Here is a 12,178-nt window from a genome sequence, read left to right on the forward strand (position 1 = left end):
TTTGCAAAAAGGCATCAAAGACAGTTGTGAGCATCTCTTCCGCTGGCGTATAAATCGACCAGGTGAAGTACCGCGTACTAATCGTTGGGATCGGAGCGTACGCGGCGGTTGCAAAGTGCAGAGAAGCGCAGGTGGTACGCCGTGAATTCGTGACCGGCCTGCTGTCGAAGAAGCAGCCACCCAAGGGCTGGCAGTACTTCACCGTCCACGCGATCACCCACCACCCCGAAACGGCCAGCGGTTACGACGGCGAGGTGGCCGCGGGAATGGTCGGGGCGAAGGTTGACGAGCCGAAGACCTGGGCGTGGAACCCGCTCCGCACGCACGTGGCGAAATCCACCGCACGGCCCGAATTCTCCCTGATCGCACTGATCTGCGCGGGCTATGAGAACACGATCGCGAAGGACTCGTGGCGGTCCCCCTCCCAGACTCACAGGGACTACCTGAACCAACTGGTTCTTTGGGGATACAAGGCATCAACTGTTGAACAGCTGATCATCGACAGCGGCAAGCCAGCCGAGGAAGAAACCCAAGCGGCCTAACTCCAAACCTTGCCGGGCGGAACACCACCGCCCGGCAAGGTTTCCCCGCCAATCACAGGGCCGGGAACCTCGCAAACGTCGGGCGGTCCGCCGCCCTGGGCGAACCACGGCAGCCACTCACCGGCGGCAACCGCCGTTAGGCGCGGCATGGGCAGAAGCTCACCAGGAGTGCCGCGCACACCAACGTGACGGGTACCCGGCGTCGTCCGGGTGGCGGGATTAAAAGCCGCCGGCACGCACGGGGTGCCTAACCAATGCACACCTCATGGGTGCGCTAGAGTGAATGAAAGATTTCCTTTTGCCGAAGGACAAAAAAGGACCGGAATGTTCCGGTCCTTTTTTGTGTGCAGCGGCTTTTCAGGGGTGTCAGCGCGGCGGCTTGGGTTTCACAACAGCGTGGGTTTTAAGCTCACTCTTCGCTGAAGGATGTGCCGGATTCCTGGGCGGCATCCTGTTTGGATCCGGCGGAGCGCTTTGCCGTCCGCCGGCGCTTTACCGCAGATGGTTCAAGGCCAAGTTTCTTCAGTTCCTCCGCGCTCCATCCATCCCGGGTGGCCTGCACGTAGGCGCGCTTGTCATCGCGTTCGGCCGCAACAAGCTGGTCCCGCAACTCGGTGATTCGCTGGCGGCTCTTCACCAGGGCAGTGACGGATTCAATGCGGGAGTCCAGCAGCGCGCGGGCCTGGTTTCGTGTCTGTTCAATGTCGAGGGTAGCCATGGATCCAGCCTAACGATCATCCCGACGCCAGCTCCGGCGGACGCGCCCATCCTGGCATGACGTGTCCGAGGTAACCGGAGGATCTTGCGCCAGGAGATGGGCGTTCCGGGGATCGTTGAACCAGTCCCGCAGATAGTCGTCGGAGTAGCTGACGGTTCGTGCTGTGAACTGGAAGTATTCGGGGCCGATGCCGCGCCGCCTCCACTGCCGCAGCTGCATCGGGGAAACCCCGTATTGCCTGGCCACTTTGGTAGGTGAGATGAGAGCCAAAACTGTACCTTTCGCTTGCCCTATGCCGCGTTCCTTTCGGCACGCTTGCCGAAACTTGGCCGGTGAAGGAATTGGCCAGTTGGAGCGGCCGGACCGTGGAATACCGGAGCGGAGCGAGGATATGCCGCGAAAGCCGGCTGCGGTGACTTGCCAAGGAAGGACCGGGCAGTAGCCTCAACCAGCCGAAACGGAACGACGCAGTCGTTTTGAATAAGTCAGACGCGCAGCGTCCTGCAGGGCAGTGCCCAGGAACCACCCCAAGCGCCAAATGCGGGCGCAGGCGATTTTCCGGAGCAAGCTAGGCGGTTATGTGCCATAACCCGCGTGTCGATCCACGGCCTGCGGCCCTGGATGCGGCACACTCATCAGTGTGGCCCGGAGATTCCGAGGGCGCTGCGCTGGGCATGGGGGAAGGGGCCGGGATGACTGAAGAGCGGAAGTCGCCGCGCCGGTTCTCCCGCCGCCGCCGCGCGAACATTGACGGCGATACCCAGTACGTGCGGGTGTCGATGTCGGAGTTCGAACGCGCGCAGCTCAAGGTCCTGGAGGAACGGACCGGGCGCAGCCCATCGGAGATCCTTGTCAGCGCTGCCCTGTACGCGGAGAACTCCGAGTCGCTGGCTGAACGGCGGGCGATGGCCGTGGAATTCATCGCGGACCGCCGCTACCTTGCTGCCCTGTCGAACAACGTCAACCAGCTCGCTCGGCACGCGAACGCTACAGACGAATTCCCGGAAGCAGCGCGTACTGTGTTGACCCGGGTACGGGCGGTCGCTGACCGCATCAATACGATGCTGGATTCGATGGTTCGCTGATGATCCCCAACATCACCAAGGGCACCCGCATGCACGGGCTCATCGCATACCTTGCCAGCCCAGGCCGGGCGAACGAACACACCGACCCGCACCTTGTCGCGGGCTCACCGTCGATCATGGCCTGGCACAACGACGACGAACTGAACGCCGACGCCGCCCAGGCCATCGCCAAGGAACTGGACCGGGCCAGAAGCGTCCTGGGCGTCGAGATTCCCGGCGGCCACGTCTGGCACTGCTCCCTGTCGCTGCGCGCCGAGGAAGGCGACCTTACCGACCAGAAGTGGGCTGACATTGCTCAGGACTTCATGGACGAAATGGGGTTCACCGAAGCCAGCGGACGGGCGCCGGCCCAGTGGGTCGCGATCCGTCACGGCCACAGCAAAGCCGGAAACGACCACATCCACATCGCCGCCTCCATGGTCCGCGAGGACGGCACCAAGTGGAGCAGTTGGCGGGACTTCCCCCGGGCACAACAAGCCGCCCGCGAGCTTGAGAAAAAGTACGGCCTGGAAGAACTTTCGCCCACGCATTCCACCCGCGGGCTGCGACCGGGTGAACGTGAAGCCTCCGAGCGGCGCGGCGCCCCAGAACCGGAACGCCGGTCCCTGGAACGCAAGGTCCGTGCCTGCGCGACGTCCGCCCAGGATGAGGCCGAATTCATTCGACGCCTCCGCCGTGCCGGTGCCCTGGTCAGGCCGCGGTACGCGTCTGGACGTGACGACGTCGTGGTCGGCTACAGCGTGGCAGAACGTCCCCACAATGGTGGCCGGCCTGTGTGGTTCGGAGGCGGTCATCTCGCCAAAGACCTTGCCCTGCCCAAGCTCCGCGCCGAGTGGCCTGACAGCCCGCAAAGTGCCGCCGAGGCGGTCGCTGAATGGCAGGCAGCTGCACGTGGACGCCGCCCGGTCACGATCGGTCGCGAAGCCCACGAACCGGACCCGCAAATGTGGGAGCGGTACAGCGACGAAGTTGCCCGGCTCCGCGAAACGCTGCGCTCCGTCCCGCTGGACGATCATGCGACCTGGGCGCACGTTGCACGCGAGACATCCGGTGCCTTCGCAGCCTGGTCCGCGGCGACCGAGGCAACGCCAGGACCACTCGCAGCAGCAGCCGACGAGCTGTCCAAGACAGCACAACTGCGGCGCTACCCAGTCCGCCCCATCCGCAGCGCAGGACCATCTGCCCGCGGAGCCTCCCTCGTGCTCATGGCAGCTTCGATGGGCGGCACGGGAACCGCCGCGCAGGCAATCATGCTGCGCCAGCTGCTCAACGTCGCCAAGGCCATCCACGACATGCACAAGGCCTCAAATGATTTGCGCCGAGCACGCCAGATCAGCCACATGGTGAAGCACCAACTGAGCCAGGTCGCAGCTGCACTACCCAGCGTCCCAGCGGCCACGCCCACAGCGGATAGCGAAGCTGCCGCCGCGGTACGCGCGAGTACAGCCGGCCAGGTTGCCGGTCGATCCGCGGGCTCCGTGCTGCCGCCGAGTTACGTGCAGTCCCGCATCCACGCGAGCACCCGAAGCGGGAGTACCCGCCCAGACGTTGAGAGATAGCACCAAGGAGGGGAACCATGAGCGAATCTGACGGCATTGATGAGGCTCTTGAGGGAATGTCGCGGGTTGCGCTGACTGTCGCCGGTCGGCTCGGTGAGCAGCTGGCCAGGGCACGTGAGCAAGAGCTGCGCCGGGCCCAAGCGGCCGAGGAACAACAGGCCCGCGAACTGCAGGCCCGGTTCGATGCGGAGCGGGCAGCTGCCCGTGCACAGCTCGCCCCGGTCATGGACAACCGGTGGTGGGACACGGCCAGCGGCCGCGACGTAGAAAGGGCACATGAGGCGGCCACCGCGTGGAAGGACCACGACCCGGCTGCGCGCGACGCGGCAGAAGTGATACGCGACCAGGTGCAGCGCCGCTACGGCTTGGACGTGAACAACCTCGGTGCCAATGAAGCAACCGTTGCGGAGGCCCTGGCCAAAGCTGAACGGGACCGCGAACAGGCGGAACAGGAACGCCGTGCCGGCCGTGACGAAAACGCCCAGGCTGTGCAGCTGCTGGCCGAGGCCGACCGGGAAGACAGGAAACGCGCGGAGGCCGTTGATCGGCCCTCAAAGGAGGACTTGGACGAAGCGCTGGCCTGGCTCCGGGAGACCAAACCCATCGAGGCACACAACTGGGAACAGCGGCATAATTTTGCGGACAGCGTGGCCGAGGAGGAAGACATGGAGAGGCGGCTGATCACAGACTGGGCAGCTGCTCGTGCCAACCAGCGCCCCGAGCAGTTGCGTGACGAAGCAGGAGCCACATACGACTCAGCCGAGCGCCGACAGGAACTGGCGGCCAGCCTCGAAGGGGTTGCCGATCGTGAGGCTGTACAAGCACGGCTCAGTGCTGACCAGGATCAGGGTACTCCGCCCAGCGCGGCAGTCGCTAAAGCCCCAGGTGCCACATCAAAGGCCAGTAAAAAGCGCGGGCTCATCGGTCACATGAAGCTCATGCAAAAGGGGCTTGGTCGTTAGGTTGAAAGAATGCGGAGGATCCGGGCATTTGGTGGCCGCCCCCACCTCCTGTCAGGTGGCGCTCGGTGTGCCCGGCACGTCGCTTATGAATCACGGCGGCGGCCGCCGGCCGCGCGGCCCGGCCCTCGCGCCACCCCGGCAGGACCTTATCCAGCTGCGACTTCTTCTCCGGTGCCAGTTTGCCGTGGTTGTAGTTGATGCGCTGGCCGTGCAGCCACACCCCGAGGGTGCGCTCGACAGCATCATGAGTCTTTTGGTGCCTCGGCAATTCACCACTGGCCTTACGAAACGCTGCTACTTCCCTCAGCCGCCGCTGCCACCGGGCCTCATCCTCAGCCTTGCGAGGCGAGGCCTGGTCCCAGCCGGGGATGAGGCCCAGGCCTTCGCGGAAGGCGGGGGACAGGGTTCCCGCTGCTGATTCCCGCCGCCGACGGTACAACCAGCTGGCTAGGGCTTGCTCACTGGAGGATTTCGCCTGGGCTGTCGGCAGACGCCCTTCCGTCCGGTAGAACGAGAGCAGGTCGTGCATTCGTTGCAAAGCCGCATCGGACGGGACCTTTACGGGCATGGCAGCGGCATGCTCGCCGCGAAGACCAGGATCTCTCTGCGCCGCGATCTGCAGGTGATAGCGGACAGTTGTCACAGCAGCGCCGCATACTTCGGCGATCTTCGACGGCGTGATGCCCCGCCGGTACATCTCCACCCACTCCCAGTACGGAGCAGAGCGCCGTGAATGCTGCATTGCATCCTGAGTCACAGTCACCCCAACCGTTCTGCCCCCTTCACAGCAGCCTAGGGACAAAATCATCCCGGACACAGTCAGGCCCGAGTAGCGTCTCTGCGACTCGACAGTAGTATTCGTGTACTGCTCCTACTTCATTGTGGAAAGCCGGCCCTCAGGCCCATGGTCGACGCGGCCAACCGCCCTACGCTTGGGCGACCCCCGGGATCCCTCCGCAGCCCTCCGGCCCTACCCACCACATGGGCCGGGCCGCCGCGGGGCCGCGACGTGGTATTGCAGTCCAGTAGTAGTAGGAGTAGTTTTGCTACTACTCCTACTACTTTTTGAGGAATTCGTATGAGCTCGACTGCTAGAGACCGGGTTTTTGCTGCTGCCGAGCAGATCAGCGCCGAGCGGCGCCCGACCGTGTCCACTGTTCGATCTGCTGCGGGCGTTAGTAACGCCGACGCCACCCGCTATCTGAAGGAATGGGCCGAGGAGAAGCAGTCCGCAGGAGGTCAGGTCGCGGCGACCCCGCCGGCCATCCTCGAGCAGGCGGCGCGTCTGGCCGGGGCTGTCTGGGCAGAAGCGTCCACCCTTGCGAACGAGCGCCACGCCGCCGCCGGCGAGCTCTGGGCCCGGGAGAAAAAGGAGCTGAATGAAGAGGTCGCCGAGCTTGTTGCCGACCTCGACAAAGTGACGGCCGAAAAGGAGTCCGCTGTCTCCGAGCTGGTGGCCAAAATAGAGGAGCTGGAACGCCAGCTAACCACCAATGCCGAGCAGTTAGAGCAGGCCCGCTCAGCCGGCCGGGAAGCAACGGCCGAAGCTGCGGCAGCAGCCACCCGGGCGGCCGCCGCGCAGGCCCGCGCGGACGCGCTCCAGGAAGCCCATGACGCGCTGCTGCAGCGCATTACCCCCGAGCAGCCTCAGAGTGGCGGAGAACCTGACGCCTGATCCTTTAGTCGGGCCCCCCTTTGCCAACGGCCGGCAGTCCTGCAGCCAGCCAGAGGACGGTGGGCGCCTGTCGGGCGGGCGCTCGGAAGATTTCCTTGATTTCACGGGCGAGCTCCGAGGACCGGTAGACCGTACAGTTCCGCTACACGGTGGAATTCAGGGTCCGGTCCGACATTTTCGGAGGTCAGCTGCAGCAGGCCGTTGCGGCTGGGGGAGAGGCCTTCGTCAGCCCGCCGGTCCCAGTAGGCCCAGCACCTTCCAGTCAGTGTTTTTGACGGGTAGCTGATCCCCAGTGGTTCTGAGCCATCGTCTAACACCGTTCCGCGGATGACGTGGGCGAGCAGGGTTGTCAGGTCACGGTCGTCACCGGTGAAGGAGCCGGCCGTGAGGAGCTGCAGGCGTTCGGTCAGCCCCGCCGTGGTTGGTGCGAGGGCTTCAAGGGCGCGGAGGGTGGCCGCGTCGTCTATCTGAACCCACCACCCCTGACCAGGGAGCCGAATTTCGTAAATCGAACGGTCCATTTGCCAGTCCACGGATATGGCCCAGGGGACGTCAATCCCATTCTCCTCGGCCTGGACCCGGACACTGGTGATGTAGTCCTCGACCGTCCACCCGATGGATTCCGCGGCCTTAGCCACGGACGCGCGCTGCTGCCGGAAGCCGAGCAACACCTCGGCATAGGCGCACTGACGGGAGTCAGCGAGATAGATCGTCGAGCCTATACTGTCGTACCGTCCCCGGGAATCGCTGGTCGCGGCCGTTCCGATAGGCATCGGGCCAACGATCGAATTCTTCCTGACCGACAACGCACCATAGCGGTCCTTCGCCACCCTGAACGAAATCTCGCCGGCAGCCCTAACAAGAGTTAGCCCCGTCAAGTCGCACCGGCGCACCTTGGCGGTCGTGATCATGCGGCGAAAGTGTCATTCACGAAGGCTTCGGCAGCCCCCAAAACCTCACGGGAACGCAGCTGCTGGATGTAAAGGACAGGAAGTTCCTCATCCAGGCGCGGGTTCGCGCCCATCAACCAGGCCAACGCAACATGCTTTCCTTCAGCGAGCTCAAGCGTCTTCCAGACCCGATGACCCAGGCGCAGGCGGGACTCGACTTCCGGGCGCGGCTCCGGGCCGTCAGGCTTCGCCCAACGGAACGGAGACGTGCGGTCCTTCACGCCAGCCATGGTCTGAACGACCGTCGTCCCCAGATTCTCATTAAGTTCGCGCACAAGGTCGTGAATGTTCATCCGGGTGGTCCCCAAATGAATGTCATGCCGGGTCGTTGCTTCCATCTCTCAATCATCGCAGGCTTGCAAGACTAAAGCAACGAAAATGCAACGCTAAACAGGCGGAACTGTGGGCTGGTCAAAACTGGAGAGGAGGCCGCCCGGTACTCGTCAGCGGCCCCGGTCTTTACCAGTTCTGCTTGGGCAACAGGAGTGGTAGGTGTATTCTGAAAATAGCCGCTTACTTGAACATTAAAGCAAACTACTGGCATCCCTGCGGATTGCATGTGGGCGTATTCGTCCGTTGACGCCGGCTTCCAAGTATCCGACAGCCGGTCGTGAGAAGTAGGTTCTGTCGGGCGCCGTCCCCGGACGAGTTACTGAGCCCGTGAGTGAAGTCGTCGGGCCAGCCGATGAATTTCACGTTCGAATCTTCCGCCATCTGCCCAGATTGCGCCGCCCTCCACCAGTTCGAAGCTGATTCTGAGGCTGTTCTCTACGACGGAAACCGAACATCGAACATGGCTACGAGCAAAAGTCCGCTTCAGGAGCGCAGTCAATCGGTTGGCTTCCATAACGCGGCCCTCGTAGCCGTTCGCGGCATCCATCTCATCAAAGCAACGGTGAAGCGCCTCCTGGGGAGACATTCCGTGCAGGTTAACGAAGGCCTCGGTCAGTGAAAGAGTTTTCTGAATTGCGTAGTCGCCCTTGTTCACCGCGGTGAGGGTCCTAATTCTCGTCACGAGTCCTCGCACAAAGCTGACGACTCCCATGGTTAACAGGATGAGGAAGGGAATCCCAGCCCATCCGTTGGGTCGGACTAACAGTTGCGACGTCACGTATGCGATCCCGGCGAGACAAACCGCAATAAGAGAAATCAATCCGATGACACCGGGCCGGACTCCCTGGGATCGGGGCAGGCTGGTCATCGCGGCTCGATAAATCGAGGCGATCTTGTACTCGTTGCTATGAAGATCTCGCCCAGTTGAAACCCGCCGGTGTCCATGACGTGAGCATAGTTTCAGTGAGGATAAAGGGCTATGGGAAGCCGCTATCGCTGCTTTCTAATGACACTTGGCTGGGCCGGGTAGCTTTGAGAACCTCGGCTATGAACCTAGGTCAAGGGTCAGGGCTTGATGCGAAGGTTGACGTACCGGGACCAGGCGTCGCCTGCCGCGTCGGCGTGGAGGAAAGCGACTTGGTGGCTATAGCCGAGGGCGTCGGCGACCAGTGGCGGCGGTGAGACTAACAAGTGTTCGTCCAAGGCAGTGTTTCGTGCGCCACGCAGGTCGATGCCCAGGCTACGGAGCCTGTCCATGATGCCGTTGGGGTGTAGGGGTTGTCCGGCTCGGGTTCCGGGGAAGAGCCAAGGGCTTTGGGTGTCTGATCCTGTTCTGAGGTTCGGACGGCTTTCAAGGTGCTCTCGAAGCAAGGCGGCGAAGGGCTCGGGAACGGGCACTGGGCGTGCGCCGAAGGTGATCCGCATGTTGCCCGTGGTTTCATTGATTTCGACGGCATTGGTCCGGAGTTTAGCGACCCGCACGAGCGGTTGGGCGTAGAGAAGCAGCAGGATGCCGGCGACTCTGTAGGGGATGGACTCGCTCGCGCCGGTGAGTAGTTCTCGGAGCCAGGCCACGCGCTGGTTCTGGGTAATCGCGGGGCGGCTTTTGGCTATGTAGTGGCCCATTTCCACGCGGTAATTTGTTCCGGTGTTCTTGATGAAGACGATGAAGGTGCGGATGGCTTTTCTGGTCGTAGGGCCGGTGGCGAGCCAGGTTTCGATGTCTTGCTGGGTGCAGTTCGCCGCGGTCCGCTGGTGGGTATCCCAGAGCCAGTCCAGGAACTTGACGGTTTCCGTGATCTCCTGTTTGGCAGAGTGCACCGGGGCCTGAGCGCTCTTCTCCGGTGTTGTCATGGACCGGATGCGCCGGAGGTGATGCCAGGTGGCGAACTGTGCGACGGGTTTGGTGACCTCCTCGGGCAAGTCGCGGAGCTTGTTCTCAATCCAAGTCTCGAACCGGGCCAGATACGGGTCTTGGTAGGGGAGGAGCCCATGATGAATGAACAGGGCGCGCAGGTGACTGGCTTCGCGGTTCGCTGACTCAGCCGCGGCAGCGAGTCCTTCGTGCGTCAAGGGAGTTTCCCCGCATGACAGAGAAGTCAGGAGGGCTTGGACTTTGAGGGAGCGCTTCCACGTGATGATGCTTTCGGGCCGGTCTGCTTTGCAGAGGACATCGACGATTTTGCCGGCAGTCTCCGGGTCGGCAGGGTGCGTGAGCAGTAGTTCGTTGAGGTCGTCCCGGAGGGCGCAGCGGGCGCAGATACCGCGCCGGTAGAACTCACCTTCAACATTGCAGCGGCTGCAGTGGAAGTCATGGAGGATGCCGGCGCAGGGCGCGCAGCGGGGCCCTCCGCTGATGTCCGGTGGCCCGGGTAGAAGTCTGTGCTGGCCGCATTCCGGGCAGGTCCCGCGGGTGCGGGTGGCGGTGGTGAAGCAGGGGCCGCAGATTCGGCCTTCGGGCCAGGTGGCGCGTGTTCGGCCGGCAGTTCGACCGCAGCGTGCGCAGGTTGCCGTTCCGGTGGTGCGTGGCCGGCCGCGGCTGGTGCTTCGTGGGCTGAGACCGTGGGGCTGGTCAGTGGTCATCGTCGATGATGCGTGCCCGGCGCGGGCGGACGGTGCGGTTCAGGTCGACGACGTTGGGGGCGCTGGTGCCTGTTTTGCGCGCTCGGGCATCGGCTGCGGTGACGGTGATGAGGTCCTCGGGTCCACAGGAGAAGATGTCGCAGATCGCGGCGATAACCTGCAGTGCGACCCGTTCCGGTTTCTGGTTGACGAGCCGGTAGACCTGGGGCCGGGACAAGGTAATGCCGCGCTCGGCTAGCAACGGGATGAGATCGGTGGTGTTGTGGAGACCCCGTGCTGCCATGAGCTCAGAAAGGCGCCATTTGTATTCGACTTCGCGTCTCACCATTGGCCTCTCATCTGCACGCCCAGGACTTCATCCATGGTGCGGTCCAGCGCCGCCCGCAGGGTGGAGTTCCGGAAGTCGTCGCTGACGAACTGGTAGATCCCGGTGGTGGAGGCGTGTTCGTGGCCCATTTGATATTGCACGAATCTAGGATCCCACCCGTCCTCCAGCAGATGCGTCGCATAAGATCGTCGCAGGGAATGCAGGTCCAGGCCATCCATCGGCAATCCCAACTCGGCCAGGTAACGCCGGAGCCGGCGCAGCAGGGTCGATTCACAGATCAGGCCGCCGCGTTCGCTGGGAAACAGGTCCAGTGTTTCGAGCGTGCCGCGCCCGTTGGCGAGCCAGTCCTCGATGACACCGCCAGTCCAGTCGAAGACCGTCAGGACGCTGCGGGGTTTGAAGGGGGAGCCCTTGCGGGACTTGCCAAAACGGACCTTGCAGACACCTGCTTTCCCGAACCTGCGCGCCTGCGGGTTGGTCGCGAAATCGACGGTTTGCAGGTGCCTGAGCTCATTGAACCTCAGCCCGTACGAGTAGGTCACTTTCAGCATGACAGCGTCCCGGTAGGCAGCTTTCCAACCCTTTCTGCCCGTGGCTGCCATGAGTTCGACCTGGTCGTCGGCGTGATCGAACAGCATCTGCAGTTCGGCCTTGGTGAAGGGCCGCTTGGAGGCGCGTCCCTCGTACTCCTGCGAGTGGGAGGCGGTGTTCCAGTCAAAGAAGACCTGGGACGGGTGCGTCCCGAAACGCTGCTCACAGACCCTGTCCCAGCCATAGTCCGGGTTCGACACGTAAGACGAAAAGCGGCGGAGGGTTGACTGGTAACCACGGATGGTGGAGTGCTTGAGCTGATGGATCGAGCGCAGATCCCCGAAATACTCCTCCACATGCTCCGGCAACCAGTTCCACGGGAACTCGTTCACATGGTCCACGAACCGCCGGACGCACCCGATGCCCTTATCAATCGTGTCGAACTGCAGGTTCCGGGAGAGCTGCTGGTTACGCCAGCCCGTGAACATGTCCTCCAGCGTTTGTTCCTCGGGATGCAGCAATGAAACGGCACTCAGCTGTAGCACGCGCCCGGATCCATCAACTGCCATAACTTGCCCCCAAATCGGCCTTAGACGCATTCATTACCTGAATCAATGATTCATTAAATGCATCACTAGCACAAAACTGCAGGTCAGACGCCTACCTCAACCGTTTCCAGGTTCGGCGTTGCAGCCGTCAGACGACACCTGAACAGCGGCACATCCCAGCTGTCAGGCCGCAATTTCCGCGGAATCTCAACGAAGTGTGAGAACTTCTTGCGGCTGCGGGGGATCGGGACGATTGATTCATCTGATGCAATACGCAGAGTACAACTGGGTAAGCGGGTTATCTGTTTTGGGCGTATGCCCTGACTTGGCGAACTGTGCATCTGTCGCGGTGCCTCCCGCGGTT

The 12,178-nt window shown here is 62.9% G+C and carries 12 protein-coding genes and 1 pseudogene; 5 read left to right on the forward strand and 8 right to left on the reverse strand.

Annotated elements, in window-relative coordinates; genetic code table 11:
• Positions 1-125: 125 nt before the first annotated feature.
• Positions 126-542, forward strand: a pseudogene (locus PY310_RS20575) (ParB/RepB/Spo0J family partition protein); the annotation flags it as partial.
• Positions 543-951: 409 nt separating this feature from the next.
• Here PY310_RS20575 and PY310_RS20580 read toward each other — a convergent pair.
• On the reverse strand, positions 952-1,260 hold the full coding sequence (locus PY310_RS20580) for a hypothetical protein (protein WP_275216468.1): 309 nt from the start codon (positions 1,258-1,260) through the stop codon (positions 952-954).
• A gap of 692 nt (positions 1,261-1,952) precedes the next feature.
• Between PY310_RS20580 and mobC the strand changes: the two genes are divergently transcribed.
• From mobC to PY310_RS20595, 3 genes are read left to right on the forward strand one after another with little or no spacing between them, the layout of a single operon-like run.
• On the forward strand, positions 1,953-2,345 hold the full coding sequence (mobC, locus tag PY310_RS20585) for a plasmid mobilization relaxosome protein MobC (protein WP_275216470.1): 393 nt from the start codon (positions 1,953-1,955) through the stop codon (positions 2,343-2,345).
• Positions 2,345-3,904, forward strand: coding sequence for a relaxase/mobilization nuclease domain-containing protein (locus PY310_RS20590; RefSeq protein ID WP_275216472.1), 1,560 nt, complete (start codon positions 2,345-2,347; stop codon positions 3,902-3,904). The genes mobC and PY310_RS20590 overlap by 1 nt, the downstream gene beginning before the upstream one ends.
• 17 nt (positions 3,905-3,921) lie before the next feature.
• Entirely contained in the window at positions 3,922-4,866 is a 945-nt protein-coding gene (locus tag PY310_RS20595) for a hypothetical protein (RefSeq protein ID WP_275216474.1), read from the forward strand.
• On the opposite strand, the gene PY310_RS20600 is transcribed toward PY310_RS20595, so the two are convergent.
• The gene (locus PY310_RS20600) at positions 4,841-5,623 is read right to left on the reverse strand and encodes a helicase associated domain-containing protein (protein WP_275216476.1); all 783 of its coding nucleotides are present in this window, start codon (positions 5,621-5,623) and stop codon (positions 4,841-4,843) included. The genes PY310_RS20595 and PY310_RS20600 overlap by 26 nt on opposite strands.
• A 321-nt stretch (positions 5,624-5,944) precedes the next feature.
• Between PY310_RS20600 and PY310_RS20605 the strand changes: the two genes are divergently transcribed.
• Positions 5,945-6,541 carry a DNA-binding protein gene (locus tag PY310_RS20605; RefSeq protein ID WP_275216478.1) on the forward strand — a complete coding sequence of 199 codons (597 nt, stop codon included), beginning with the start codon at positions 5,945-5,947 and terminating at the stop codon, positions 6,539-6,541.
• A gap of 101 nt (positions 6,542-6,642) precedes the next feature.
• Here the strand turns inward: PY310_RS20605 and PY310_RS20610 are convergent, their stop codons facing one another.
• From PY310_RS20610 to PY310_RS20635, 6 genes are all read right to left on the reverse strand, one after another.
• Positions 6,643-7,314 (reverse strand): hypothetical protein, encoded by a 672-nt coding sequence (locus PY310_RS20610; protein WP_275216479.1) that lies wholly within the window; start codon positions 7,312-7,314, stop codon positions 6,643-6,645.
• Between the two features lie 134 nt (positions 7,315-7,448).
• Entirely contained in the window at positions 7,449-7,829 is a 381-nt protein-coding gene (locus PY310_RS20615) for a hypothetical protein (RefSeq protein ID WP_237429514.1), read from the reverse strand.
• A 311-nt stretch (positions 7,830-8,140) separates the two neighbouring features.
• Positions 8,141-8,479, reverse strand: a complete 339-nt coding sequence (locus tag PY310_RS20620; RefSeq protein ID WP_275216480.1) for a hypothetical protein — start codon at positions 8,477-8,479, stop codon at positions 8,141-8,143.
• A gap of 410 nt (positions 8,480-8,889) precedes the next feature.
• Positions 8,890-9,897 (reverse strand): recombinase XerD, encoded by a 1,008-nt coding sequence (locus PY310_RS20625; RefSeq protein ID WP_275216481.1) that lies wholly within the window; start codon positions 9,895-9,897, stop codon positions 8,890-8,892.
• A gap of 499 nt (positions 9,898-10,396) precedes the next feature.
• The gene (locus tag PY310_RS20630; RefSeq protein WP_013603025.1) at positions 10,397-10,735 is read right to left on the reverse strand and encodes a helix-turn-helix domain-containing protein; all 339 of its coding nucleotides are present in this window, start codon (positions 10,733-10,735) and stop codon (positions 10,397-10,399) included.
• Complete coding sequence (locus tag PY310_RS20635) at positions 10,729-11,811, reverse strand: tyrosine-type recombinase/integrase (protein WP_275216482.1); 1,083 nt, start codon at positions 11,809-11,811, stop codon at positions 10,729-10,731. Before PY310_RS20635 ends, PY310_RS20630 begins: the two co-directional genes overlap by 7 nt.
• Positions 11,812-12,178 lie beyond the last annotated feature (367 nt).

This window comes from Pseudarthrobacter naphthalenicus (assembly GCF_029076445.1).
Classification (GTDB): Bacteria; Actinomycetota; Actinomycetes; order Actinomycetales; family Micrococcaceae; genus Arthrobacter; species Arthrobacter naphthalenicus.